The 26,103-nt window shown below is 70.9% G+C and carries 23 protein-coding genes and 1 tRNA gene; 7 read left to right on the plus strand and 17 right to left on the minus strand.

The window, feature by feature from the left end; translation table 11 throughout:
- Window positions 1-2: 2 nt before the first annotated feature.
- Together ABD264_RS10780 and ABD264_RS10785 are read right to left on the minus strand one after the other, a co-directional pair.
- Complete coding sequence (locus ABD264_RS10780; protein WP_344205995.1) at window positions 3-1,988, minus strand: alpha/beta hydrolase family protein; 1,986 nt, start codon at window positions 1,986-1,988, stop codon at window positions 3-5.
- A 66-nt stretch (window positions 1,989-2,054) separates the two neighbouring features.
- Window positions 2,055-3,458 carry a glycosyltransferase gene (locus ABD264_RS10785; protein WP_083482427.1) on the minus strand — a complete coding sequence of 468 codons (1,404 nt, stop codon included), beginning with the start codon at window positions 3,456-3,458 and terminating at the stop codon, window positions 2,055-2,057.
- A gap of 369 nt (window positions 3,459-3,827) precedes the next feature.
- Between ABD264_RS10785 and ABD264_RS10790 the strand changes: the two genes are divergently transcribed.
- Both ABD264_RS10790 and nhaA read left to right on the plus strand, forming a co-directional pair.
- A complete protein-coding gene (locus ABD264_RS10790) occupies window positions 3,828-4,328 on the plus strand; it encodes a DUF2505 domain-containing protein (protein WP_303106040.1) in 501 nt (166 codons plus the stop codon).
- A gap of 157 nt (window positions 4,329-4,485) precedes the next feature.
- Window positions 4,486-5,736 (plus strand): Na+/H+ antiporter NhaA, encoded by a 1,251-nt coding sequence (gene nhaA, locus ABD264_RS10795; RefSeq protein WP_222126492.1) that lies wholly within the window; start codon window positions 4,486-4,488, stop codon window positions 5,734-5,736.
- A gap of 116 nt (window positions 5,737-5,852) precedes the next feature.
- On the opposite strand, the gene pth is transcribed toward nhaA, so the two are convergent.
- On the minus strand, window positions 5,853-6,440 hold the full coding sequence (gene pth / locus ABD264_RS10800) for an aminoacyl-tRNA hydrolase (protein WP_126874725.1): 588 nt from the start codon (window positions 6,438-6,440) through the stop codon (window positions 5,853-5,855).
- Between the two features lie 154 nt (window positions 6,441-6,594).
- Window positions 6,595-7,221, minus strand: a complete 627-nt coding sequence (locus tag ABD264_RS10805) for a 50S ribosomal protein L25/general stress protein Ctc (protein WP_303106038.1) — start codon at window positions 7,219-7,221, stop codon at window positions 6,595-6,597.
- A 645-nt stretch (window positions 7,222-7,866) separates the two neighbouring features.
- Between ABD264_RS10805 and ABD264_RS10810 the strand changes: the two genes are divergently transcribed.
- A complete protein-coding gene (locus ABD264_RS10810; RefSeq protein WP_144942350.1) occupies window positions 7,867-9,348 on the plus strand; it encodes a sugar transferase in 1,482 nt (493 codons plus the stop codon).
- Between the two features lie 337 nt (window positions 9,349-9,685).
- On the plus strand, window positions 9,686-11,380 hold the full coding sequence (locus ABD264_RS10815; protein ID WP_344205999.1) for a GH25 family lysozyme: 1,695 nt from the start codon (window positions 9,686-9,688) through the stop codon (window positions 11,378-11,380).
- 95 nt (window positions 11,381-11,475) lie between these two features.
- Here the strand turns inward: ABD264_RS10815 and ABD264_RS10820 are convergent, their stop codons facing one another.
- From ABD264_RS10820 to ABD264_RS10835, 4 genes are all read right to left on the minus strand, one after another.
- A complete protein-coding gene (locus tag ABD264_RS10820; RefSeq protein WP_144942352.1) occupies window positions 11,476-12,456 on the minus strand; it encodes a ribose-phosphate diphosphokinase in 981 nt (326 codons plus the stop codon).
- Between the two features lie 60 nt (window positions 12,457-12,516).
- Window positions 12,517-13,992, minus strand: coding sequence for a bifunctional UDP-N-acetylglucosamine diphosphorylase/glucosamine-1-phosphate N-acetyltransferase GlmU (glmU, locus tag ABD264_RS10825; RefSeq protein WP_145010541.1), 1,476 nt, complete (start codon window positions 13,990-13,992; stop codon window positions 12,517-12,519).
- A 65-nt stretch (window positions 13,993-14,057) separates the two neighbouring features.
- Window positions 14,058-14,129 (minus strand) — tRNA-Gln (locus tag ABD264_RS10830).
- A 54-nt stretch (window positions 14,130-14,183) separates the two neighbouring features.
- Window positions 14,184-14,930, minus strand: a complete 747-nt coding sequence (locus tag ABD264_RS10835) for an apurinic/apyrimidinic endonuclease family protein (protein WP_344206002.1) — start codon at window positions 14,928-14,930, stop codon at window positions 14,184-14,186.
- 150 nt (window positions 14,931-15,080) lie between these two features.
- Here ABD264_RS10835 and ABD264_RS10840 point away from each other — a divergent pair, with 150 nt between their 5' ends.
- A complete protein-coding gene (locus tag ABD264_RS10840) occupies window positions 15,081-16,967 on the plus strand; it encodes an ABC-F family ATP-binding cassette domain-containing protein (protein ID WP_144942354.1) in 1,887 nt (628 codons plus the stop codon).
- Between the two features lie 85 nt (window positions 16,968-17,052).
- Here ABD264_RS10840 and ABD264_RS10845 read toward each other — a convergent pair whose 3' ends face one another.
- From ABD264_RS10845 to rsmA, 7 genes are all read right to left on the minus strand, one after another.
- The gene (locus ABD264_RS10845; protein WP_055084317.1) at window positions 17,053-17,394 is read right to left on the minus strand and encodes a hypothetical protein; all 342 of its coding nucleotides are present in this window, start codon (window positions 17,392-17,394) and stop codon (window positions 17,053-17,055) included.
- Window positions 17,395-17,541: 147 nt separating this feature from the next.
- On the minus strand, window positions 17,542-18,180 hold the full coding sequence (locus ABD264_RS10850) for an HD domain-containing protein (RefSeq protein WP_055084315.1): 639 nt from the start codon (window positions 18,178-18,180) through the stop codon (window positions 17,542-17,544).
- A gap of 36 nt (window positions 18,181-18,216) precedes the next feature.
- Entirely contained in the window at window positions 18,217-18,525 is a 309-nt protein-coding gene (locus tag ABD264_RS10855) for an antibiotic biosynthesis monooxygenase family protein (RefSeq protein WP_094393589.1), read from the minus strand.
- Window positions 18,513-18,776, minus strand: a complete 264-nt coding sequence (locus ABD264_RS10860; RefSeq protein WP_344206006.1) for a hypothetical protein — start codon at window positions 18,774-18,776, stop codon at window positions 18,513-18,515. The genes ABD264_RS10855 and ABD264_RS10860 overlap by 13 nt, the downstream gene beginning before the upstream one ends.
- 27 nt (window positions 18,777-18,803) lie before the next feature.
- A complete protein-coding gene (locus tag ABD264_RS10865; protein ID WP_344206008.1) occupies window positions 18,804-20,321 on the minus strand; it encodes an RNB domain-containing ribonuclease in 1,518 nt (505 codons plus the stop codon).
- Window positions 20,322-20,445: 124 nt separating this feature from the next.
- Window positions 20,446-21,519, minus strand: a complete 1,074-nt coding sequence (locus ABD264_RS10870; RefSeq protein WP_344206010.1) for a GHMP family kinase ATP-binding protein — start codon at window positions 21,517-21,519, stop codon at window positions 20,446-20,448.
- Window positions 21,516-22,490, minus strand: coding sequence for a 16S rRNA (adenine(1518)-N(6)/adenine(1519)-N(6))-dimethyltransferase RsmA (rsmA, locus tag ABD264_RS10875; RefSeq protein ID WP_344206012.1), 975 nt, complete (start codon window positions 22,488-22,490; stop codon window positions 21,516-21,518). The genes ABD264_RS10870 and rsmA overlap by 4 nt, the downstream gene beginning before the upstream one ends.
- 538 nt (window positions 22,491-23,028) lie before the next feature.
- Here rsmA and ABD264_RS10880 point away from each other — a divergent pair.
- Window positions 23,029-23,277, plus strand: coding sequence for a hypothetical protein (locus ABD264_RS10880; RefSeq protein ID WP_344206014.1), 249 nt, complete (start codon window positions 23,029-23,031; stop codon window positions 23,275-23,277).
- Between the two features lie 126 nt (window positions 23,278-23,403).
- Here ABD264_RS10880 and ABD264_RS10885 read toward each other — a convergent pair whose 3' ends face one another.
- Window positions 23,404-24,408: a TatD family hydrolase gene (locus ABD264_RS10885; RefSeq protein ID WP_344206053.1), complete on the minus strand. Its 1,005-nt coding sequence runs from the start codon at window positions 24,406-24,408 to the stop codon at window positions 23,404-23,406.
- 55 nt (window positions 24,409-24,463) lie between these two features.
- On the minus strand, window positions 24,464-25,396 hold the full coding sequence (locus tag ABD264_RS10890; protein WP_303106025.1) for a GlxA family transcriptional regulator: 933 nt from the start codon (window positions 25,394-25,396) through the stop codon (window positions 24,464-24,466).
- Between the two features lie 82 nt (window positions 25,397-25,478).
- Between ABD264_RS10890 and ABD264_RS10895 the strand changes: the two genes are divergently transcribed.
- A complete protein-coding gene (locus ABD264_RS10895) occupies window positions 25,479-26,090 on the plus strand; it encodes a DJ-1/PfpI family protein (RefSeq protein ID WP_344206017.1) in 612 nt (203 codons plus the stop codon).
- The last annotated feature ends 13 nt before the right edge of the window (window positions 26,091-26,103 follow it).

Below are 26,103 nucleotides of genomic sequence, written 5' to 3' on the forward strand. Positions count from 1 at the left end.
TGCTACTGGGCCTTCCAATGGGCGAAGAGCTCGTCGAGGTGGCCCGCGAGCTCGTTGCGGGCGGTGCGGGAGAGCACGGAGTGGTCCACGCCCGGGGAGAAGCGCTCGTCGATGCTGCGCCCGCGGCGCTGCAGCCGGGCGACGGCGCGGTCCGCGGTGGTCTCCCGGTACCGGGGTTCGTCCTGCGGGCCCACGATGAGCACGACGCAGCGGTCCTGGCTCGCACGGTCCAGGACGTGGTCCGGGATCGACGCCGCCGGGTTGCGTCCCATGAGGTTCCACACGCTCTCGGGCGCGTGCCGGCGTAGCGCCCGCGATCCGGCCCGCTTGCCCTTCGTCAGCAGCTCCCTGCCCCACGACGTCGCCCCGGCGAGTGCCCGGCGCGCTGCAGCTCTGCCCGTGGTCGCCAGCCGGCACGCGGCACCCGGGCGGGCGCCGTCGTCGCCCCCCACGCCGTTGGCCACCATCCCGTTGGCCACCGCGTTGTTGCCGGCCCCGCTGCCGTCAGCTGCACCGCCCGCAGGGCGCGCGGAGCGTGCCGACGTCGACGCCGCACGCTCGGCCGTGGCGCCCACCGTCGCACTTGTCGTGGCATTTGCCTTGGCCCGCAGCTTGGCGTCCCCGTCGTAGGCGGTGCGCTGCTGGTCGAAGAATGCCTGGTTCATGCGCCACTCGTTCTGGCTCACGAGGACCATGCCCTTCACCGGCAGACCGGCCGGCTCCCGGGCGGCACGCAGCGCGGCCCAGGCACCGGAGCACAGGACGGTGGACACGACGTCAGCGTCGAATCGTTCCGCGAGCCACGCAGCCTGCTCCCGAAGCGCCTCGGCGTTGAGGTCGCGGTACGGGTTCGGGTCCCGGTCGGACCACAGCAGAGCGCGGTCGCCCGCGCCGTCACGGTCCGCCCGCAGGCTCGCCACGCCCAGCCCCGCGAGCCGACGTGCGGTCTCGGACCACAGCGCGGAGCCGTCCCGGGGCTCGGACGCACCGGGGGCGAAGAATGTGGTGGGCATGCCCGGCCGGGGCGCGATCGCGGCGTGCGCGCCGTCATGTGCAGCTCGGCCGCCGTCCGTCAGCGAACCCTCACCTGTCAGGGGACCCGTGAGGATCCCGGGGTAGCCCCTGGGCGTCACCGCCACGATCTCCTCCGCGCAGGCGGTGCCGCCCGCGGCACGGAACTCGTTGCGCCGCGGACCGCGACCTGTGCCCGTGAGCGGTACGAGCTCTTCGCGCGGCAGCTGCCGCAGCAGGTCCTCGAGAACGTCGTAGTGCACGCGCACGTCCAGGGAATCCACGCCGTACATGATCTTGGCGCGCGGCTGATCCTTCTCGCGGTGGACCTCGAGGTTCTCCGGCCGGGCGCCCATGGTGCGGGGGTCCGGGAGAGAGGAGAGCTCGCGGGCCTGCTCGTCCGTGAGCCACAGCCCCATCAGGTCCACCCCGTCCGTCACGGGGATCTCGGGCAGGGTGGCCCGGCGCAGGCGGGACCACTGGTTCACGAACGTCCGTCCGCTCACGGGCTCCCACGCGATCACGCGGTCGAAGCGCTCCGCCACCCGCGCCAGCAGTCCGCCGCCCACGCGGTAGCCGATGCCGTACACCGGCAGCTGCTCCACACCGCATACCCGCCGCGCCTGCGCGGTGGCGTCCAGGATGTTGCGCTCCCACACGCGCAGCACGTCGTCCTGCGGCTGCAGTTCGTGCGAGTCCCCCGTGCCCCGGTAGCTGACCCGGGCCACGCAGTACCCCGCCCCGGCCAGCAGCATGGCCAGCTGGCGCAGCGCGCGGTAACCCTGCACAGCCTCCCGGCCGACGGGCGGCGCAAGCACCACCAGGCCCCGCGTCCTGCCGTTCTCGGGCGTGTGCACCCATGTGAAGGTGGCGCCTCGCCCCGTCCCGGTCCACATCCCCGTGCCCAGCACACCCGCCGGCGCGGAGTCCGCGGTCCCAGCCGTGGCCGCTTGTCGTTGCTCCAATGTCTCCGTCATGTCTCTCCCCTTGTGTGCTCCACGAGCGTTCCGTGCTCCCCCGGGCAGTCTGGCCGCCCCGGGTGGTCACCGCGTCGTGGCGCCTTCCACGAGCGGCACCCGCAGCCCGTAGATCTCTCCCAGCCGGCGGCGCTGCACCGCACGGCAGTTCTCCCACAGCGCCTGCCCGGCCCAGCGCGTGACCTCGTTGCGCGCGCGCTCGTCCGTGATCTCCTCCCAGCGCGCCGCGACCTCCTCCGGCGTGTCCACGACAACAGGCAGTCCGGCGTCGTCGAAGACCCGGATCCTGCGCACGATCACCGGAATGTCGTTCAGAGCCGCCTCCAGCACCGTGATCGGGAAGCCCTCCCAGCGCGCCGTGTGCAGGTAGACGTCCGCGCGCTGCAGGTGCCGGCGCACGTCCTCGTGGCCCACCCACCCCGTGACCTCCACGCCGTGCTCGCGCAGCATCCGCTCGACGTCCTCGTCCCCGCCGCCGATCCACAGGGGCCGGACGTCGTGGCCGGCCGCACGGATGGCGTCCACCGCCTGTGCGAAGAACACAGGGTCCTTCTGCGCGGCGAGCCGGCCCGCGCCAGCGAGCACGAGCGGCTCACCGACACCGGGGCGCGGCTTGCGGGCCCCGTAGGAGGGGGCGATGTTCGGCACGTAGACGGTGTGCGGGGCGATCGGCCCCCAGTGGGCCACATTGTTCTCTGCCTTCGAGCAGCCCGCAAGGACGTCCGTGCGGGCCGCGAGCGCCCCCTCCAGCAACCAGTACCCAAGCCGGGTGGCACGCGAGCGGTCCAGGCGCGAGAAGGACCACGCGTGCGGCGTGTACACCTGCTTGATCCGGGACAGGGACAGGTCCACGTACCTGTTATTGGTCAGCTCGTGGACGGCGCGGGACCACCGCGCGGCGCCCGAGCCGCGCCGAGCGGGGCTCCCCGTGCCGGACGCGACGCCGCCGCCTCCCCCGCCTGCCGCAGGCTCCAGGCCCGTACCGCTCAGCAGGTACCCCTGGCGCTCGGCGCGCGTCGTGGGCGCTCCCGGTGCATTGAGCGGGGAGAGGGTGTCGTTGCGACGCCGCGGCAGGTGCCCGACGGCGAGGCGCGCGTAGACCCCGGCGTAGCTGGAGTGGGAGTGGATGACATCCGGCTTGACCTCCCTGATGGCCCAGCGCGTGGCGGTGATGTTCGCCAGGTGTCCCCCAGGCAGGGAGCGCACCGATGAGAAGTCATCGTCCCAGTTGGTCTCGAGGTTTACGGCCTCGGGGCGCAGGTTACACAACAGGTGGTGTTCGCACTCGGGCGTGGCACGGGCGTAGTCCCGCACGGCCGCGGCGACTCCCCCGCCAAACGCCTCGACCACGTGCAGCACCACCGGCGGGTGGCCGGGACTGCCGCCCCCGGCCGTGGTGGCGATGTCGTCCACGCACGTCGGAGCGCGGTCCGGTGCCTGCCCGGCCGACGTCGGTTCTTGCAGATACATGAGTCCCCCGATGACTTCACGCCCGCCGGAAAAATTGCGGCGCGCCCCTGAGAAAAGCGCAACCTTGCGCCTGCGGCGGGATCCCCATCCCGCCGGGACCGGCTCCTCCGCGAAGACTCTGCGGGGGCCGATACCCAGTCTAGGGAGCGGAAGCCGGGCTATCCTGCGTTCGAGTGCATCATCACTGCCCCTTCTTTGGCGGACAGTAGACCGGGCCCGCCTGCACCTCCGAGTGGGGCCCGGCAGCGCCTGCTCCGCCCGTGCGGCGGGGCCCCATGCGACTCACGCGATTAGGATGAGGGCAGTAGCCCGTACGGGTGCACGCCCGCACGGGGACCCACGCCCCTGAACCGACCCAGAAGGAGCACCATGTCCGTCAACGCATCCACCACCATCAAGGCTCCCGTGGACACCGTCCTGAAGACGTTCGTGGACGAGATCTTCGTCCGCCACGTCAGCGACCGCGCCGGCACCGAGCTCGAGTCCTTCGAGGTCAACGGGGACACCTCCACCGCGTTCACGGTCACCACGGTGCGCAGCATGGGCTCGGACAAGCTGCCGGACGTTGTGCAGAAGTTCGTGAAGGGCGGCGTGAAGCTGACCCAGGTGGACACCTACGACGCCCCCGCGGCGGACGGCTCGCGCACCGTGCGCACCGAGATCAAGGCCGGCGGGCTGCCCGTGGGCGCCACCGCCCAGCAGAGCATCAAGCCGCTCGGCGAGAACGAGACCTCGGTGGACGTCACCGGCGAGGTCCAGGCCAACATCCCGCTGGTCGGCAAGAAGATCGCCGCCGCCGCAGAGCCCTACATCGGCAAGGCGCTCACCCTGCAGGCCCGCGAGGCCGAGGCGTGGATCTCCAAGGGCTGAGACCCACCGCTGACAGGACGGTCGGGCTGCGCACACGGCGCAGCCCGACCCATTTCCATTCGACACGACGATCGCGGTTCACGACCGAACCACGCGACGGGAGCTTTTTGTTGTGAGTACGGACACGCAGACGTCCTCCGAATCCGGTGGATCCGTCATGGATTTCCTCCGCAAGGACACCACCGGTGGCCTCTTCCTGCTGATCGCCATGGTGCTCGCCCTGGTGCTGGCCAACTCTCCCTGGAGTGACTTCTACTTCGGGCTGCGCGACGCCGAGGTGGGCCCCGGCGAGGTGGCCGGACTGCAGCACACCGTGGGGCACTGGGCCGCGGACGGGCTGCTCGCGGTGTTCTTCTTCCTGACCGGCCTGGAGCTCAAGGCCGAGTTCGTGGACGGCGAGCTGCACAACATCCGCAAGGCGATCCTGCCGGTGGTGGCGGCCGCCGGCGGTGTGCTGGTGCCCGCGCTGATCTTCCTGGGGGTCAACCTCGCCTCCGGCGGCGAGCCCACGGCACTGCACGGCTGGGCGATCCCCACCGCCACGGACATCGCGTTCGCCGTCTCCGTCCTGGCCGTGGTGGGCTCGTCCCTCCCCGTGGCCATGCGCACGTTCCTGCTCACGCTGGCGGTCGTGGACGACCTCATTGCCATCGCGATCATCGCGTTCGTGTACACCGAGAGCGTCAAGTTCCCGTTCCTGATCGGCGCGGCCGTGCTGCTCGCCCTGTTCTGGTTCCTCACCCACAAGTACATGACCTGGTTCATGGACAAGCACTGGGCGGCGTGGGTCATTCTCCTGCCCATCGGTCTGGTCACCTGGTGGCTCGTGTACGAGTCCGGCATCCACGCCACGATCGCGGGTGTGCTGCTGGGCTTCATGGTCCCCGTGCTCAAGGAGAAACCGCGCATCATCCGCGAGGAGGACCCCCGGCTGGGCCTGGCCCCCACCCTGGAGCACCGCTTCCGTCCGCTGTCCAACGGCGTGATCATCCCGGTCTTCGCGTTCTTCTCGGCCGGCGTGGCCGTGGGCGGTCTCAGCGGCATCAAGGACGCCGCCATGGACCCTGTGGCCCTGGGCATCGTGGCCGGTCTGGTGCTCGGCAAGCCCCTGGGCATCTTCGGGGCCGCGTGGCTGATGGACCGGTTCACGTCCGCGGAGAAGGACAAGGACTACACCTGGCTCGACATGCTCGGCATGACGTTCGTCGCCGGCATCGGCTTCACCGTGTCCCTGCTGGTCGCGGAGCTCAGCTTCGGCGAGGGCAGCCCCCACAGCGACCACGCCAAGGTGGGCATCCTGTGCGGCTCCCTCCTGGCGGCCGCGATCGGTGCGGCGTTCATGGCACCGCGCAACGCCAAGTACAAGGCGATGCGCGCGGCGGGCAACGACCCCGACACCCTGGACTGACCGCAGGGCGGGGCGTGCCCGCCCACCCCTGCAGAAACTGAGCAGGTGCACATCTGGAGACCCCAGAGTGCACCTGCTCAGTTTTTGCAGGCGGGCAATGGCGAGACGTCGCCCGCTCAGGCCGGGTTGCGCGCGTGGAAGTGCTGCTGCGCCTCGGTGAGGCCCTGTTCGGTGAGCATCTCGACGGCGTCCGCGGCGTCGGAGACCAGAAGGGGCAGCTCCTTCGCCTGGGCGCCGGAGAAGCGCTTGAGCACGTAGTCCGCGGTGTCCATCCGTCCCGGGGGCCGCCCCACCCCCACCCGCACCCGCACGTAGTCCCGGCCGCCCATGGCCTTGGTGATGTCCCGCAGGCCGTTGTGTCCGCCCTCGCCCCCGCCGCGCTTGAGCTTGACGGCGCCGAACGGGAGGTCGACGTCGTCGTGCACCACCACGAGGTCCTCCAGGCCCAGGGAGTAGTACTTCGCCAGCGCGCTCACCGGCCCGCCGGAGACGTTCATGTAGCTCAGCGGCTGCGCGAGCACGAGCCGCGGCGACCCGGGGCGCATCCGCGTCTCGGCCACGGCGGCCCGGGCCTTGTGCGCGGACAGCTTCTCCCCCGCCCGCCCCGCGAGCTCGGCCACGACCATCGCTCCGATGTTGTGGCGCGTTCCGGCGTACGCGTCGCCGGGGTTGCCCAGTCCCACCACCAGGGTCCGGTCCGTCATCTCGTTCTCCCTCTCCTCGAGCGCTCTGCAGTGGGGCCAGCCACCGCCAGAGCGGTGCAGGGCCCCGCAACGCCGAACGGCGGCAGACACACCAGGGTGCCTGCCGCCGCACGGGCCGTGCCGCACCCGGGTGGACGCGGCGAACGGGTGGTTCCTACTCGCTGTCCTCGGACTGCTCGGCGGACTCCTCGGAGCCCTCGCCCTCGGTCTCCTCGGACTCCGGCTCCTCGCCGAGGTCCTGCTCGACGGGCTCGGAGACGTTGACGACCAGCAGCTCCGGGTCGGAGACGAGCGTGACGCCGGAGGGCAGGGTGACGTCCGCGGCGTAGATGTGCTCGCCGGGCTCGCGGCCCTCGATGTCGATCTCGAAGTGCTCGGGCACCTTCAGGGCGTCCGCCTCGATCAGGAGCACGTTCTCCTCGAGGTTGTGGACGGCGGTCGGGGCGACCTCGCCCGCGACGGACAGGGGAACCTCGACCTCGACGCGCTCGCCGCGGCGCACGGTCAGCAGGTCGATGTGCAGGATCTCGGGGCGCACCGCGTGGCGCTGCACCTCCTTGATCATGGCCAGGTGGCCCTCGCCGTCCACGTTGATCTCGAGCACGGCGTTGGGGTTGCGGGACGCGAGCATCATGTCATGGCCCGGCAGGATCACGTGCAGCGGCTCGGCGCCGTGGCCGTAGATCACGGCGGGGATCTGGTCGTTGGCGCGCACGCGGCGGGCGTAGCCCTTGCCGAACTCGGTGCGCAGGGTGGCGGGAATGGTGATGACGTCCACCATGGTGGGTCTCCTTCGATCGTGGGTCCGGATGGTCACCTCGGACCGTTCGGAGCTCCGGTGCTCTCGCACCGCGTGTCCGAACGACTTCCGATCGACGTGGTGCGGCACCCCACTCACGCTCCCCGGGGCGTGTTCACCGGGGTGGCGGATCGGGATCCACAGGCCGTCGTCGATAACGGGGCAGAGTCCTGCCCCCTCGCCTTGGCAACCCGCCCACGGTACCACGACGACGCCGCGCGCCCGCCGCCCACGGGACCCTCCCCGCCGCCGTGGGGAGCGCCGTCGTCGCCCTCCGCAGGGCCGGCACACGTGCGCCGCCCATGAGCCGCGGAAACAGCGGGGCGTGGGCTCCACTGGGGGCGCAGGCACCCGGCGCGGCGGTGTCCACAACTCGGAGGCACGTGACCCCCAACCGGGCCACGAACCCCGCGATCCCGGCCTGTCGGATGTCCACAATTGCGTACCGAATCATGCATTTCGGCAGTATTCGCCCACGTGGGAGGGTATATTCGGTGCTTAGCGGGCGTAAATCTCGGGGGAGATGAACACCGTGGTGCGGGGGCCGCCTCTGACTCGGTCACCGCATCCGAGCGAGCGCGTGGGGTGTCTCGCCGTCGAACGGTTCTGGGGGAAGGTTCGTCGACCGTGTTCCAAAAAGCACAGCACAAGCACAGGCACGTCTCGTGGCGGCACAGCTACCAGCAGAAGCTGCGGCTCTACGACGCCGTGGCGCTGCTCCTGGCGGTGAGTCTCGCCCAGGCGCTGCGGTTCGGCTGGCTCCAGGGCCTGCTGCACGTGGACACGCTGCTGCCCGTGCCGTACTGGTTCGTGGGCCTCGTGCTCGCGGTGGTGTGGTGGGGCTGGCTCGAGCTGCGGGGCACGCGCGAGGTCCGGCTGATCGGCAACGGCGCCGAGGAGGCCAAGCAGGTGGTCACCGCCTCGCTCACGCTCTTCGCGGCCATTGCGATCGCCTCCTACGCGCTGGACGTGCCCACGGCCCGCGGCTACATCCTGATCGCCCTGCCGGTCGGCACCGTCGTGCTGCTGGCGGGTCGGATGACGGCTCGGCGCCAGCTGATCCTGCGCCGCGCCAAGGGCCAGAACATGTCCCGCACCATGGTCGTGGGCCGCTTCCCCGGTGCCGTGGAGCTCGTGGGCGAGCTGCAGGAGCGTCCGGACGCCGGTTTCGACCCCGTGGCCGTCTACATGCCCACGTCCCACCACCGCCTCCCCGCTTCGCTCTCCTCGGTGCGGCTGCCGCAAAACGCCCTCGCGGCGCAGGACCGCCCCAGTGTCTCGGGCATCGTGCAGGCGTGCCGTGAGCACGACGTCGAGACCCTGGTGATGGCCGCCGCCGTCCCCCTGAGCACCACGGAGATCCGGCACCTGGGGTGGGCGCTCGCGGACGAGCGGATCCGCCTGGTCATGAACACCGGCCTCACGGACATTGCCGGGCCGCGCATCCACACGCAGCAGCTTGCTGGTCTGCCGCTGATCCACGTGGCCACGCCCCGGTTCACCCGCGCCAAGAAGACCGTCAAGCGCCTGATCGACATCGTGGGCTCACTGACCGCACTGGTGCTGCTCTCGCCGGTCATGATCGGGCTGGCCGTTCTGGTCAGGGCGCACGACGGCGGGCCCGCCCTCTTCGCCCAAGAGCGCGTGGGCATCGACGGCACCCGGTTCCGCATGCTCAAGTTCCGGTCCATGTACGTGGACGCGGAGGAGCGCAAGGCTGCCCTGCTGGCCACCAACGAGTCCGAGGGCGGGGTGCTCTTCAAGATGAAGGACGACCCCCGCGTGACAAAGCCGGGAACGTGGATGCGCCGCTACAGCCTGGACGAGCTGCCCCAGTTCATCAACGTCCTCAACGGCACCATGTCGCTGGTGGGCCCACGCCCGCCCCTGGCCAGCGAGGTGGACAAGTACGAGCAGCACGTCTACCGCCGGCTGCGGGTCCGCCCCGGAATCACCGGCCTGTGGCAGGTCTCGGGCCGTTCGGACCTGGACTGGAACCAGAGCGTGCGCCTGGACCTGTACTACGTGGAGAACTGGTCCCCGGTCCAGGACCTGGTCATCATGCTGCGCACCGTCCGCGCGGTCTTCGCCTCGGACGGCGCCTACTGAGCGTCACCCGCACCCCGCCCGTAGAGGACGCCGCTCTCCCACCACGGGGAGGGCGGCGTCCTCCGTCGTGGGCCCGCCCGAGCCGCCGCAACGGCGCCCGGAGCACCGCGACGGCATCCAGGGCGCCCGAGGCCATCGGCAGTGCCATGAGGGCCTGCTGGGCCGCGGGGCCTCGGAAATCGAAACTTTTCCGTCCCGAAATGACTCCGTTATCAATCAGGGGACGCAAGATACATCGATTTTCATGGTGAACATTTACACTTTCTAGTGCGTCCCCCCAGGTCACTCCTCTTCCCCCATCGAGTGGCTTTCCCCCCACGCAGTAAAGGCATCACGCATGATCTCCCCCAGACGATCCGTCCTGCCCGCCGCCGTCACGGCCGCCGTGCTGACACTGTCCACCCTCATGCCCGCCGCAGCGGCGGACGACCCGCACGAGAACCTCAACCCCGCCAAGGGCGACGTGGTTTCCGTGGAGACCAAGGAGCTCGCGACGGTGGTCGAGGACCCCAAGCTCCCGGCCACTCCCCCCAAGACCGGTGACAAGAACCCCGGCGCCACCATGGGCCAGAAACTGAAGTCCATGGCGGACACCACCAAGCTCTCCGGCGCCTCCGAGAAGGAGGTGGAGAAGGTGGCGGCCACGGTGCTCGGCTCCGACGCCGCCTCCCCCAGCGCCACGCTGTCGGGCAAGGCGTCCGACAAGGCCACCGGAAAGGCCTCGGCGGAGCCCACCACGGACGCGACGTCGTCCTCCTCCGCCCAGGCGGCCGGGCCCACGGCCGTGGGCCCGGCGGGCGCGATGTCGCTGGTGATCCGGGCCAGCACCTGGCGCCCCGCGGGCATCGCGGGCATGGACGTCTCCGGCTGGCAGCCCGCCATCAACTGGAGCGCCGAGTACAACGCGGGCGCGCGCTTCGCGTACGTGAAGACCACGGAGGGCATCAACTACCGCTCCGAGGCGTTCAACGACCAGTACACCGGTTCCTACGAGGTGGGCATGAACCGCGGCGGCTACCACTTCGCGCTGCCGTCCCAGTCCTCCGGAGCGGCGCAGGCGGACTTCTTCGTGAACAACGGCGGAGGCTGGTCCGCGGACGGGCGCACCCTGCCCGGGCTGCTGGACATCGAGTACAACCCGTACTCGTCCCTGGGCAACACGTGCTACAACATGTCCGCCGCGCAGATGAACACGTGGATCAAGTCCTTCTCGGACCGCTACAAGCAGCGCACCGGGCGCCTGCCCGCCATCTACACCACCACGGACTGGTGGCAGACCTGCACGGGCAACACGTCCCAGTTCAACAACCACCCCCTGCACCTCGCGTCCTACGGCGTGGCCAGCCCGGGGCGGATGCCCAACGGCTGGTCCACCCACGACATCTGGCAGTTCACGGACAACGGGCCGTTCTCCGGCGACTCCAACGTCTATGGCGGGTCCTGGGCGCGGTTCGCCTCCCTGGCATCCTCCAGCTCCTACAAGCCCCTGGGTGGCCGCGCCTCCGGGTACAGCGTGAGCGGCGGCATCGGGGCCGTGTACAACTCGACGGGCGGCGCCGCCACGTGGGGCTCCCCGGTGACGGGCGAGGGCAACGCCGCGTACGGCGGGCGCTACCAGGAGTTCTCCCGCAACGGTGTGAAGTCCACCGGGTACTGGCACAGCCGCACCGGGGGGCACATGCTGCGCAACACCACGAGCATCGGCAAGAAGTTCATCTCCGCGGGCCGAGAGCGCGGTTACGGCTTCCCCCTGAACCAGGAGCGCAGCACGAGTGGCGGCGCCTACCAGGTCTTCCGAACCACCGCGGGCAAGAACACCAAGGTGATGTGGAGCAGCCGCACCGGGTCCCACGCCGTCAAGGAGTTCGGCGCGATCGGACAGCGCTGGGCCAAGGCCGGCATGGAGCGCGGCTACGGCTTCCCCACCACGGACGAGTACCGGGCGGGCACCGAGGTCCGCCAGCAGTTCTCCAACGGCTACATGATCGGCTACGACACCGCGACCGGTGTCACGCGGGTGGTCAGGCTGTGACACGCGGCTGATCCCACCGCGCCAATGACGACGGCGGGCGGTCCCCTGGTCCGGGGACCGCCCGCCGTTCTCGTGCACCCGCTGGGCGGGCCCGCTCAGGAGTTGCCGTTGAACAGGCTCGTGACCGAGCCGTCCTCGAAAACCTCCTGGATGGCCCGGGCGATCAGGGGCGCAATGGAGAGCACCGTGAGGTTCTCGAAGGTGTTCTCCTCGGGCACCGGCAGGGTGTCGGTGACCACGACCTCGTCCGCCCCGCAGTTGGCCAGGCGCTCCACGGCCGGCCCGGAGAACACGGCATGGGTGGCGGCGATGATCACGTTGGTGGCGCCCTGGTCCTTGAGGACCTGCACCGCGCCGGTGATGGTTCCGCCGGTGTCGATCATGTCGTCGATGAGCACGCACGTGCGGCCCTTGATGTTGCCCACGACCTCCTTGGAGACCGCCTGGTTGGGCACGGTGATGTCACGGGTCTTGTGCACGAACGCCAACGGTGCACCGCCCAGGCGCTCAGCCCACTGCTCGGCCACGCGCACGCGGCCGGTGTCTGGGGAGACCACGGTGACGTTGTCCACGTCCACCGCGGAGCGCACGTAGTCGCTGAGCAGCGGGATGGCCATGAGGTGGTCCACGGGGCCGTCGAAGAAGCCCTGGATCTGCGCCGTGTGCAGGTCCACGGACATCAGACGGTCCGCTCCGGCGGTCTTGTAGAGGTCCGCGATCAGGCGGGCAGAGATGGGCTCGCGGCCGCGGTGCTTCTTGTCCTGGCGGGCGTAGGGGTAGAAGGGGCTGACCACGGTGATGGACTTGGCGGAGGCCCGCTTGAGGGAGTCCAGCATGATGAGCTGCTCCATCAGCCACTGGTTGATGGGTGCGGGATGGGACTGGATGAGGAACGCGTCCGCACCGCGCACCGACTCGCCGAAGCGCACGTAGGTCTCGCCGTTGGCGAAGTCGTACGCGTCCGTGGGAACCAGTTCCGTCCCCAGCTCGCTCGCGATGCTCTGCGCGAGTTCGGGGTGCGCCCGACCCGAGAGCAGAACCATGCGGTTCGAACCCGTGTTGGTGATGCCGGTCATGTGGACTCGCTTTCCTAGGATTCCTGCTGGATCACTTGCTCGCGCAGCGTGCGCCCGGGCTCAGGCGTGGTCGTTGCGGTCGGACTGGGTGGCGGCCTCCGCCGCGCGGGCGGCCGCCGTGCCGGGACGGTGCCTCTGCACCCAGCCCTCCACAATGACCTGCTTGCCCTCGGTCAGCACCAGGGCGCCCGCGGGGACGTCCTTGCGCACCGTGGTCCCAGCGCCGGAGTAGGCGCCGTCCCCCACGGTCACGGGTGCCACGTACATGTTGTCCGAGCCCATGCGGACGTCGTTGCCCACGGTGGTGTGGTGCTTGGCCACGCCGTCGTAGTTGACGAAGACGGAGGCGGCGCCGATGTTCGAGTTCTCCCCGATGGTGGCGTCCCCCACGTAGGACAGGTGCGGGACCTTGGAGCCGCGGCCGATCTCGGCCTTCTTCGTCTCCACGAACGTTCCGATCTTCGCGTCCTCGCCCAGGACCGTGCCCGGGCGCAGGTAGGCAAAGGGCCCCACGATGGAGCCGGCGGCGAGCTGCGCATCGCTGCCGTGGGTGCGCACCACGGTGGCGCCACGACCCACGGTGACGTCCGTGAGGGTGGTGTCCGGGCCCACGACGGCGTCCTCCCCCACCACGGTGCGCCCGTGGAGCTGGGTGCCGGGCAGCACGGTGCTGTCCGCCTCGAGCTCCACGGTGTCGTCGATCCACGTGGTGGCGGGGTCCACGATGGACACCCCGTTGCGCATGTGCCGCTCGAGCGTGCGCTGGTTCAGGTAGCGGCCGAGGGCGGCGAGCTGGACGCGATCGTTGGCGCCCTCGAGCTCCATGTAGTCCGCCATCTTCAGGGCGTCCACGCGGTGGCCGGCCTCGCGCGCCAGGCGGGGGACGTCCGTGAGGTACTTCTCCGCCTGGGCATTGTCCGTGTCCACGCGGGACAGCGCGTCGCGCAGCACAGCGGCGTCGAACGCGAAGATCCCGGAGTTGACCTCGCTCACGGCACGCTCGGCGTCCGTTGCGTCCTTGAACTCCTTGATCCCGGTGAACTGCCCGTCCGTGTCCCGCAGGATCCGGCCGTACTTGCCGGGTTCCGGGTGGTCCGCGCTCAGCACAGTCACGGCGTTGCCGTGGGCCACGTGGTGGGAGGTGAACTCGCGCAGCGTCTGCGCGGTAAGCAGGGGGACGTCCCCGTAGGTCACCAGCACGGTGCCGGTCACGGGGATCTCGGCGTCCAGGACGTCGAGCCCGGCATCCACGGCGGAGCCGGTGCCGGGGACGTCCGACTGGTCCGCGATCAGCACGTCCGCGTCCAGCTCGCCGATGTGCTCCGCCACGAGGTCCCGCTGGTGACGCACCACGGCGACGACGCGCTGCGGCGAGAGCTCCCGCGCCGTTTTCAGTGCGTGGCCCACCATGGACCGGCCGCCGATGGGGTGCAGGATCTTGGGGACCTTGGACTTCATGCGGGTGCCCTTTCCCGCGGCCAGGACGATGATTGCGGCGGGGGTCTCCCCACCTTCCACGGTGTCAACGGTGCTCACGGAGCAGACTCCTCTGGTTGCTCGTGAGGCGGTGGGGGGCCATCTGCGCCTCGATGTGTCGTGCGTTCCGCCACTAGGACTCGAACCTAGACTCACGGCTCCAAAGGCCGGTGTGCTGCCAATTACACCATGGCGGAGCATTGCGCCCCGCGGGGTGCAACACACGTGTGTGCCCGCGGGCACACGAGAGGTCACTTTATCATCCGGTCATCCGCCGTCAGCACGGTGATCACGCTCCCCAGGGCCCGGCACTCCCGGTATCCGGGCAGGGTGCGCAGCAGCTCGGCGTCGTCCTCTGCGCGCAGTCCGCGCACCAAGACCGGGGCGCGGGAGGCGGCCCGGCGCACCACGGCCCAGGCGTCGTCGTCGGACTGTCCGGCGGCCCGCGAGCGCGAGAGGTCCCACGCCAGGGAGGTGGTGCCCGGGGCGCTGACGTCCAGGGTGCCCTGGTCGTGCTCGCGGTCCAGCAGGGCCAGCAGCATCCCCACCTCGTCCACCTCGGCGCTGTTCTGCACCATGAGCCGCACGCCGCGGTCCGAGGCGGCCTCGGCGAGCGCGGCGAGCATGGAGTAGAGGCGCTGGCGCTGGCGGCCGCGGTGGGCCACACCTCCCAGCGCGAGGACGAGCATGCCCGCGCCGACGCCGCGGCACAGGTCCAGGGCGTCGTCCACGGCGGCGATCACGCCCTCGTCCGGGATGTCGTCGTCCACGGCAACGGGGGCGCGCAGCAGCAGCGGATCGGCCCCGGCCGCCCGCAGCCGCTCCCCGGCCTGGCGGCGCACCACGGAGCCCATCTGCGGGCCCACCGGGCGGTCGCCGCCGATCGTGATCTCCACCGGTCCCGGGCGCCCCGCCACAGCGGCGAGTGCCCCCGCGAGGTCCTGGGCCTCGTCCAAGACTGTTCCCGCGGGTCCGGCGCCCGCACCTGTCTCCTGCATGGCACCCAGTGTCCCACGACACGCACGGGGCGTGGCGCCGGGGCCCCGCCGTGCCCCTGAGCCCACGGGCGCGCACCGACGTCCCCCCGGGTGCCAGGGCGGGCAACCGCGGCACGGACCGCTCTCCCCCCGCGCTTGTATCCTTGGCGGGTGGCTCATCTGATCGGCGGAGAAAACCTGCACCTCGAGTACCCCACCAAGACCGTGTTCGACGCGGTCACCGTGGGGGTGAACGAGGGTGACCGGATCGGCATCGTCGGGCGCAACGGGGACGGCAAGTCCACCCTGATGCGCCTGCTGGCGGGGCGGATCCAGCCGGACTCCGGGAGGGTGACCGTGCGCTCGGGCACCACCGTGGGAATGCTGGACCAGGCGGACACCCTGGACCCGGAGCAGACGGTGGGCCACGCCGTCGTCGGCGACGTCCCCGACTACGTGTGGGCCGCGGACGCCAAGGTGCGGGACGTGGTCGAGGGCCTCGTCGCGGACGTGGACTGGGACACCCCCGTGGGCCGGCTCTCCGGCGGGCAGCGGCGCCGCGTGGCGCTCGCGAGCCTGCTGACCGGGGACTGGGACGTGATCTTCCTGGACGAGCCCACCAACCACCTGGACGTGGACGGCATCACGTGGCTCGCCAGGCACCTGAACTCGCGCTGGTCGAGGACCTCGGGCGCGCTGGCCGTGGTGACCCACGACCGCTGGTTCCTCGACGCCGTGTGCACGGACACGTGGGAGGTCCACGACCGCCTCGTGGAGCCCTTCGAGGGCGGGTACGCGGCGTACGTGCTGCAGCGCGTAGAGCGTGACCGCCAGGCCGCCGTGGTGGAGCAGAAGCGGCAGAACCTGATGCGCAAGGAGCTCGCGTGGCTGCGCCGCGGCGCCCCGGCGCGCACCTCCAAGCCGAAGTTCCGCATCGAGGCGGCCAACACCCTGATCGAGGACGTCCCCCCGCCCCGGGACACCGTGTCCCTGTCCCGCATGGCCGTCTCCCGGCTCGGCAAGGACGTGGTGGACATCGAGGACGTCTCGGTCGCCTTCCCTGCCGAGGACGGCTCCGGCGAGACCCGGGTGCTGCGTGACGTCACGTGGCTGATCGCCCCCGGCGAGCGCACCGGCATCCTGGGCGTCAACGGGGCGGGCAAGTCCACGCTGCTGGGCCTCGTCACGGGAGAGGTGGAGCCCACCTCCGGGCGGGTCAAGCGGGGTAAGACGGTGAAGATCGCCACGCTCACGCAGCAGCTGGACGAGCTCGCTGACGTGGCGCAGGACCGTGTCTCCGACGTGGTCGCGCAGAAGAAGACCTCCTACCTCACCGGCGGCAAGGAGATGACGCCCACGCAGCTGCTGGAACGCCTCGGGTTCACCTCCGCGCAGCTGAAGACCCCGGTCAAGGACCTCTCCGGCGGACAGAAGCGGCGCCTGCAGCTGCTGCTGATCCTGCTGGACGAGCCCAACGTGCTGATCCTGGACGAGCCGTCCAACGACCTCGACACGGACATGCTCGCTGCCATGGAGGACCTTCTGGACACCTGGCCGGGCACGCTGCTGGTGGTCTCCCACGACCGCTACCTGCTCGAACGTGTGACGGACCAGCAGTACGCGGTGATCGACGGCCGATTCCGCCACCTGCCCGGCGGGGTGGAGGAGTACCTCAAGCTCTCGGCGTCCTCGGCCTCGGGCTCCGCGGCCGGGTCGAAGGGCGCGTCCAACCCGCTGGCGGGCGGCTCTGCATCCGCGGGCTCCGCAGCCCCGGGCACGGCGGCCTCGGGTGCCGGTTCGTCCGGCGACGACGCCGCACCGTCGCGTCCCGCGCTCGGCGGCGCCGAGGCGCGTGCGGCCCAGAAGGAGCTCGGCGCCGTGGAGCGCAGGCTGCAGAAGCTGCAGAAGGAGACCGAGTCGCTGGACGCCACCATGGCGGAGGCGGACCCCTCCGACTTCGAGGGTCTCGGCAAGCTCGCGGCCCGGAAGTCCGAGCTTCAGGAGCAGGTCGACGAGCTCGAGATGCGCTGGCTCGAACTGGGCGAGGCGCTGGAGTAGAGGAGCCCCTACCCGACAGGCGGGCGCGGGCGCGGCGCCCGCCCAGTCGCGCCGCTCGGACACCACCGACCACGCCGGAAACGGATCACGGTCTTCGGTCCGCGCCACGGGACCGGTGGCGAGTTGCGAGAAGGGGATCGGGCGGCCCACGTGGCTCCCGCGGGCGGTGACGCGCGAGCGAGTGGCGCAGCGGCAGAAGCCCACCGAGCGAACCCACCGTGCCGACCTCCCCGACCTCGATGCGCCGGGCCAGCAGCCGCTTCAGCCGTCCGGGGCGCAGGGGCCGCACGTTCTCCGAGCGCAGGGCTGTCACGCGGGGGTCCGTCAGGGACGGGCCGTCCTCCACGTTGAGCAGGGCGCGGGCCGTGTGCCGCCAGCGCCCCGAATCGCAGCCGCCCACCACGGCGACGACGTCGAAAAGGTCCATGGGTGCCTTCTGGCTGTCGGAACCGACCGGGTCGAGTCCGGTCGGTGCTTGATAGTTATTCCCACAATTCCTGCCAGGGGCGACACCAGAAATCGCGGCCCCTGCCCGGCGAGTTCCGAGCGGGGCCGCGCAGGGCTGAAGGGAGACTCACTCGCTCCAGCCGTTGCCCTTGATGATCTCCACGAAGTCGTCCCGCTCGAAGCCGGGCTCGAAGTGTGCGAGGACGTCCGCGTTCATGGTGCCGAACGTGGAGCCCGGGCGGTGCGCCATGCCGTGGTGGAACGCGGAGAGGATGCGGTTCTTGAAGTCCGGGCGCGGGTGCAGCTCCACCACGGCTCGGCGGGCATCCTCGCTCACCTCGTCGAAGTGCATGCCCAGCACGTCCGTCTCCACGCCCGCGCTCACGAGGGCGACCTCCGGGGCCATGAACTCCGGGATCCCGGGAGTCGTGTGCAGGGCGATGCCGAGCCACGCGCTGTGCGCCCTGTCCCGGGACGCCCCGCGCTCCATGAGGAACTCGAAGACGTCGTTCGCGCCGTCCACCTCGAAGCGCAGCATCGACTCCTGGTGGTCCTGGGTGAGACCGCGGTCGTGGAACATGGCACCCGCGTAGAGCAGTTCATGGTCGACGCTGAGCTCCTGCGCCTGACCCACCAGCGCACCGAAGAAGAAGACCCGGCGGGAGTGGTGGTAGAGCAGGTCGTCCTCGGTGTCACGGATGTACTCGGTGATCTCGCGGGTCAGTGCGGTGTCCGGCACCGCGATTCCTGCGACGGTATCTGTCATGTCGGTTCTCCTTCGATGGTTGTGCGTGGGTGGGTGTTACGCGCCGAGGTCCACGACCTCGAACTCCAGCAGGGACGCCCCCGTGGCCACGGGCTTCTTGCCGCCGCCGTTCCCGCCAGCGTGGGCGGCCTTGGCGTTGCCGTCACGCCACGCTTCGAAGTCCTGCTGCGTGGCCCACGTCGTCACCACGAAGTAGCGGTTCTCCCCCGCCACCGGCCGCAGCAGCTGGAAGCCCTCGAAACCGGCCTGGCCGTCCACTGTGTGCTTGCGGGCGGCGAAGCGCGCCTCCAGCTCCTGGCCCGATCCCTCCGGGACCTCAATGGCGTTGATCTTCACGACGGACATCTGTGCCTCCTCGTCGGTGTGCTGACCCGTCCACTGTAGGCACAGCCCCCACGAGCTGGCGTGAGGTGCGCGGCGGAACCGGACCGGGCGGCGTCGTCGTCGTCGTCGTCGTCGTACATGGTGAAGGTCTGCAGCCCGAGGCTCGCGGCGAGCAGATCGGCGGCGGTGAGCCCGGAGGTTCCGGCCCCGACGACCTCGACGTCGTGGCTGCCAAGCAGCGGTGCCTGTTCTCCAGCGGTGATCTTGTGCATGTGGTCCTCCTGTGCGGTAGGGGGCACTCAGTGCTGCGGGACAGGGCTCTGACCGGGCGTCGCCTCCGGGGCCTGCCGCGGCGTCGTCCCCTGCACCAGCTCGAACTCGCTGCGTCCCTCGGAGACGTCCACGTTGGCGAGCCGCACGGTGATGGCGCCGCCCAGCGGCAGGCCGGGGACGGCCAGGGAGACCTCCACCGCGGGGTCCCGGATCACGATGGTGCCACGCGAGCCGTCCGGCTTCACGTCTACGACCGTGGCTGTGAAGGCCTCCCCCGCGTGGGGTGCGAGGGCCATGGCCTCGACCATGTTCACGATGCCCCGCTCGTAGGCGGAGGCCGTGCGGCTGGACGCGGCCATCTCCGCCGGAAGCTGCGGCAGGGCGGCGAGCACCCAGTCGGGAACGGGGCGCCCCGCGCTGATCGCCAGGCAGATTTCGCTGCCGTAGCGGTCCACGAGACGGCGCAGGGGCGCGGTCACGTGGGCGTACGGCGTCGCCAGTGCGGAGTGGGCGCGCTGCTCGGGGAGCGCACCGTTGAAGGCCTCGTAGCCGGCGCCCCGGAACAGCAGGGTGCACGAGTACAGCATTGCGGCGTGCGCCCCAATCTCGGGGTCGAGTCCGTGCACGAAGTCCGGATAGCTCATGTCCCCGGGCCACGGGATGCTCAGGGCCTCGGCCGTGGTTCGCAGCTTGCGGACGGAGGACTCCGCGGCGGGTGGCAGCGTGCGCAGCAGGCCCACGCGGGCGTCGAGCATCAGACGTGCGGCGGCGATCCCCGTGAGCAGGGAGATCTGGGCGTTCCAGCCCTCCACCGGCAGGGCGCTGCGGTGCACCACGTGCCACTGTTCCTGCTCCACCACCACCTCCTGCTCCGGGATGCGCAGGCTCACGCCGCCGCGCTCACGCTCGATCCGCTCCCGCAGCTGCCCCACGGTGCGCAGCAGCTGCCACGCCCGCGGGGCGGTCCCCGCGTCCAGCTGCTCCTGCACCTCGCGGTAGGTCAGCTGGACACGGCTGCGCACCAGCGAACGCGTGACGGAGGTGCTCTGCAGCTCGCCGCGGGCATCCAGCCCCAGGCACCACAGCACGGCGGGACGGTCCTGCCCGGGCAGCAGGCTCGCCGTGTCCTCCGAGAGCTCCGGTGGGTGCAGCGGTGTGCGCTGGTGCGGCGCATAGAGGGTCTGGCCGCGGCGGTGCGCCTCGAGGTCCACGGGGTCCCCCGCCGTCACGAACGCCGCGACGTCCGCGATGGCGTACCAGACCGTGAAACCGCCCTCCGTCTGCTCGATGAACACCGCCTGGTCGAGGTCCCGAGATCCCTCGGGGTCGATGGTCACCAGGGCGAGGTCGGTGTGGTCGGCCCGCTCCTCCTTCCGGACCGGGGAGCCCGGAGCACCCGGTGGGAATGCGGCTGCGGCCCGGATGGCGGCGGCGTGGACCTCCGGCGGGAAGTCGTCAGGGATGCCCAGCTCACGACGCAGGGCGTCCAGCGCGGCGACGAGCGGTGGCGGAACGGGACGGGCCTGCTGCGGACGGATGGCCATGCTGACTCCTCACCGGCGGCGGAACCGCGCCCCACCGGGCACCGGGGTCAGGCCCCGGGACCCGACACCGTGGTGACGCGGCCGTGCTGTCCCGATTGTGCCCCCGCCCGCGCCGGGCCACCAGTCACCCGGCGGATTCGACCCGCGCGCCCGGTGCCGGGGCGACCACGGCGAGCGCACGACGTCCTTCCCGCCCGAACGCGCCGACGAACGCCTGCGCGTCCTCGGCCGTGGCGGCCAGGAAGCACACCGTGGGCCCTGATCCGGAGACCCACCCCACCACAGCTCCCAGTTCCACCCCGTGCTCCAGCAGGGTCGCCAGTTCGGGGAGGAGGTGGACTGCCGGGGCCTGGAGGTCGTTGCGGACGAGAGCTGCCAACCGGGGCGCGCTGCCGTGGGCCAGCGCGTCGAGGACCTCGGCGGAGACGGGGTCCGGGGCGGTGCCGGCGGGTTGCTGCTCCACGATGCGGGGGATCATGACGGTGCGGTCTCCCGAGGTCAGTCCCGGAACGCCGTTCGCCGCGTCCCACTGCCGGTAGACCGCCGGCGTCGAGAGCCCCTGGTCCTGGGGGACGAAGACGAGGTGCAACCGGGCGTGCGCCGCAACGGGCTCAAGTTCGGTGCCCGTGCCGCGGCCGATCGCCGCACCCCCGAGGAGCATGAAGGGCACGTCCGCGCCGAGCGCCGCCCCGATCCGGTGCAGCTCCTCAGCCGTCAGCGGCCGGGTTCCCAGGTGGGAGGCCAGCAGCTGGTTGACCGCGACCAGAGCGGCCGCCGCGTCCGCGGACCCGCCGCCCATTCCTCCCGCGACCGGCACCGCCTTGCGCAGGTGCAGGCGCAGCCCCGGCACGGGAATCCCGAGCTCCGCACACACCGCGAGCGCGGCACGCACCGCCAGGTTGCTCTCGTCCAGCGGAATGTCAGCCAGGCGGGCCGTTCCCTCCTCCACCATCCGCTCGTACGCGCTGCCCGGAGCCGGTTCGACCGTGACGACGGCGCCGCTGCCGCGCCGCGCCAGAGCCGGGTCCAGGCTCGCGGACACCGTCTCCCGCAGGTCCACCGCCACGAACAGCGTCTCCAGCGGGTGGTAGCCGTCCGCGGTGGGGCTGCCCACGTGGAGGACGAGGTTCGTCTTGGCAGGTGCGCTCGCCGTGACGGTGGGGTGGGTCTCGGCGGCGGTTGCGGCGGCCCCGGTCATGCCCCTTCCTCTGGGTGCTCGTCGGACGTGAACGACGGGGTGGGGGCGTCCAGCGGCGCGGTGGAGGCGAGCGGTGCAGCGGTGCCGTCCGGCGCATCTTCGGGGACGGCGGCGTCGGCCTCGGCAATGCGCGCGAAGTCCGCGACGTCCAGCTTCTCTCCGCGCTCGGTGGGCTCCACCCCCGCTGCGCGCAGCACCCGCTCGGCCCGCGCACCGGAGCCCGCCCAGCCGCTCAGGGCCGCGCGAAGGGTCTTGCGGCGCTGGGCGAACGCGGCGTCGACCACGGCGAACGTGGGTACGCGCAGGCTCTCGTCGGCGGGAGGCTCCCGGCGGTCGAGGCGCACGAGCCCGGACGCGATCTTGGGCGCGGGCCAGAACACGTTCTTGCCGATCACCCCGGCCTTGCGCACGTCCGCGTACCAGGAGGCCTTCACGGACGGCACGCCGTACACGCGGGACCCGGGACCGGCGGCCAGACGGTCCGCGACCTCGTCCTGGACCATCACCAGCCCGTGGCGCACCGTGGGGAACGTCTCCAGGATGTGCAGCAGCACGGGCACGGCCACGTTGTAGGGCAGGTTCGCGACGAGCGCCGTGGGTTCCGGGCCGTCCCCCAGGTCCCGGACGCGGGCAGCATCGGCCTCCACCACCGTCAGACGGTCCGCGGCCTCCGGGAAGAACCGGGCCACGGTCGCGGGCAGCTGCCGGGCCAGGGGCGGGTCGATCTCCACTGCGGTCACGGACGACGCCGCCGCCAGCAGCCCCAGCGTCAGCGACCCCAGCCCGGGCCCCACCTCCAGGACGTGCTCCTCAGGTCCCAGGTGGGCGGCCGCCACGATGCGCCGGATGGTGTTCGGGTCGATCACGAAGTTCTGACCCAGGGTCTTGGTGGGGCGGATGCCCGCTTGCTCGGCGAGTTCCCTGATCTCCGCGGGCCCCAGGAGCGGTCCGTCTGTGCTGTGCTCGGTCACCGGACAATCCTACGGGCAGGGCGGGCAGGGCGGGCAGGGCACGGTGGGGTTGCCCGGGGCCCGTGCAACACCCGAGGCGCGAAACGCCCGGCAGGCGTTCGATGCAGCGGGCACTTCGTGCCGTAGATGTTCCGCAGCGGGGGCACTGCGGAATCCAGCCCGGTCTGGTGCACCCCCGTCGGACTCCGGCAGCGACCGGCAGGGGGTGGCCGGTGGGTGATGGAACTCCTTGGCGAGAGACATCCTCCTCGGGGCAGTGATCTCAGGCGGGCCCGGGAGTGGTGGGTGCACCTGGCATGGCGCACCCGACACCACTGCGGGCTCGAGGGGGTCCGCAGCACCAGGTCCTACGGCCTGGATCCGGTGAGGGGCCCGTAAGGAACCCTGCTGACCGATCCAGGGGAGGCTCTGGTGGTGACCCCCGGCGTGGTCCGTCTGCCTCATCGAGAACCGTCTCCTCCGGCTGCCGCCCGCCTCCCGAGCTGTCGTGGCGGTCCGTGCGGCACTGCAGCGCAGCGCTGCCGGGACGTGGTCGCCCATGAAGACGCTCGTGCGGCTGATCTCGGTGCACGCGGGGTTTCCCCCACCGATCATGGACCACAGAGTGGCCACCGGCTACGGCGACCGGCACCTGGACTTCGCCTGGCTGCAGAGCATGACCGCTCTCGAGTTCAACGGTCGGGTCCACGGCCAGGACCACGGCGCCTGCAAGGACGAGATGCACAGGCTGGAAGTCCTGCGGGACGAGAGGTGGGCCTTGCGGGGATGCTGGTCCACGATGACCTGAGGGACCCCGCCTCGTGACGAGTGGCTGACGTGGCTGACCCGCCACCTGTCCACACGCCGCTTTGCTACCCAGAGGACCCCGTCACTGTGGAACGCGGCACAGCTGTCGCAGATCTCAGAAGCCCCTCTAGAACTGCCCGTAGACCCGCTCCGAGTTGTCCCAGATCCGCCCGCACAGAGTCTCCAGGTCCGTCTCCAGCTGCTCGGCCATGCCCCGCACCGTGTAGTTGACCATGTAGGGGGCGTTCGGGCGGCCGCGGAACGGGTGGGGAGTGAGGAAGGGGGCGTCCGTCTCGCACAGCACCAGCACCGGGTCAGCCACCCGCAGGGCCGCCTGCAGGGGTTTCGCATTCTTGAACGTCACGGTCCCGGCGAAGGACATGTACCACCCGTTCTCGTTGCACACCCGCGCAAGCTCGGGGTCCCCGGAGAAGCAGTGGAACACCGTGCGCTCGGGTGCCCCGGCATCGCCCAGGACGCGCAGCACGTCCGCGTGGGCGTCCCGGTCGTGGATCTGCATGGCCAGCCCGTGGCGCTTGGCGATCTCGATGTGCGCGCGGAAGGACTCCTCCTGCGCGGGGATGCCCTGCTCGGACGTCTGGGCGCGGTCCATGCCGGTCTCCCCGACCACCCGCACCCGGTCTTCGGCGGCCAGCGCGTCGATCTCCCGCAGCGCGTCCTCGAGGGTTCCCACGAGCGCGAGCTCCGGTGTCTCGTTCGGGTGCACTGCCACCCCGGCGAGCACACCGGGCACGGCCTGGGCGGCGTCCACGGCGAAGCGGGAGGACTCGACGTCGCACCCCGCCTGCACCACCCCGGCCACGGAGGCGCCCCGCGCGGTGCCCACGGCGTCCGCCACGGAGACCCGCACGAGTCCGTCCTGCATGTCCAGGTGCGTGTGGTTGTCCACCACCGGGTGCGGCAGCGGCGCCGGCAGTGCCGGGAACACGAGGTTGCGGCGCTGGCCCTGCGGGTCGGTGTGCGCCCGCCGCTCGGTGCCCTCGCCGCTGGCGACATCCTCCCCGGCGTCCAGCGTGTAGCGCTCCGGGCGGTAGGCCCACGGGGTCTCGCCGACCACCGCCTCGCGGGGTGCATCGGCTCGGAACACGGTCTCGGTCAGGGGCGTCTCGATCACCCTCCCACGATAGGCGACCATGTCCTGACCGGAGAGGTTGATCGACCCGTCCTTAGCCAGCGCGGAACGTGCGCCGGTAGTTCGTGGGAGTCACGTCGATCTCTCGCCGCAGGTGACGCCGTAGCGTGCTGGCTGTTCCCAGGCCGGTGCGCTGGGCAATGACGTCGACTGGCAGGTGGCTGTTCTCCAGCAGGTGTCGGGCGGCAAGGACTCGCTGGTGCAGGATCCATTGCAGGGGGCTCTGCCCCGTCTCGGCAGCGAAGCATCGCGCGAGCTGCCGCTCGGACAAGTGCGCATGGCGGGCCAGGTCGGCAACGGTGAGGCTCTGGTCGAGGTGGTCCACGATCCAGTCGGTGAGTTCGGCGAAGCCATGTGCTGTGGGAGCTGCCGCTGGCTCGATGTATTGGGCCTGGCCACCTGCCCGGTGGGGCGGTACCACCATGCGGCGGGCGATACGGGTGGCGACCCGCGCCCCAAGGTCCTCGCGCACCAGGTGCAGGCACATGTCGATTCCGGCGGCCACGCCGGCACTGGTGGCGACCTGTCCGTGGTCGACGTAGAGCACATCGGGCTGCACCGTGAAGTTGGGGTACAACCGCTGCAACTCCACGGCGTCCTGCCAGTGCGTGGTGGCCGTCAGCCCGTCAAGGAGCCCGGTTGCAGCGAGGGCGAAGGCGCCAGTGCACACCGACGCGATGCGCGCACCCCTCCGGTGTGCATCGCGAACTGCCTCGAGTGTCGCGAGCTGTGGCCGTTCGTGAGGTCGGTAGCCGGGGATGATGATCGTGTGGGCGTGGTCCAGCGCATCCAGGCCATGGACGGCACCAATGCTGAATCCGCTGGAGGTCATGACGTCGTCACCATCGGGCGTCACCACCTCGAAGGTGTACTCCTCCTCCGCGGGGTGCCCGAAGACCTGGGCAACCGTCGACAGGTCGAAGGCAACCACTCCGGGCAGGGCGAGGGCGACGACGTGGTGTGGCATGCAGCGATCATGGCAGGAATTGCGTGCACTGCGTCATTCCAGCTGCTCGCAGTGGACGGGGTGCCCCGGCAGGGTTGAGGCCATGAGCAAGCGCATAGTGATCGACCTGTTCGACGGTGCGGAGGAACTCGACGCCGTCGGCCCGTGGGAAGTGCTGTCGTACTGGACCCAGGCGTATCCGGAGGATGGCTGGCGGGTGGACCTCGTCACCGATGACGGCCAGACCCGCCGGTGCGCCAAGGGACTCCAGGTGGTGCCCACCGGAGCCAAGGCCGACGTGCCGCGCCCCGACCTCATCGTGGAGCCGGGAGGACGCGGCGCCAGGGCACGCCTCGCGGACACTGATCACCTGCGGTGGCTACAAGATGCCGCCGAGAACCGTGCCCTGGTGAGCAGTGTCTGCACCGGGGCCCTGGTACTTGCCGCCGCAGGGCTCCTGCGCGGACGCCCCGCCACCACCCACCACGCAGCGTTCGAGGAACTCCTCGCCCTCGACCCGACCATCACGCCATGCCCTGACCAGCGCTGGGTTGACGATGGGCAGATCGTCACCGCCGCCGGCGTCTCGGCAGGCATCGACATGGCCCTTCACCTCGTCGGACGACTCGCCAGCCCCGAACGCGCCCGACAAGTACAGGACGGTGTCGAGTACCACCCGGCGCCGCGCACGTCGCCAATGCCCACAAACCACTGACACATCCCATTCC

The organism is Kocuria salsicia, from assembly GCF_039532055.1.
Taxonomy (GTDB): Bacteria; Actinomycetota; Actinomycetes; order Actinomycetales; family Micrococcaceae; genus Kocuria; species Kocuria salsicia.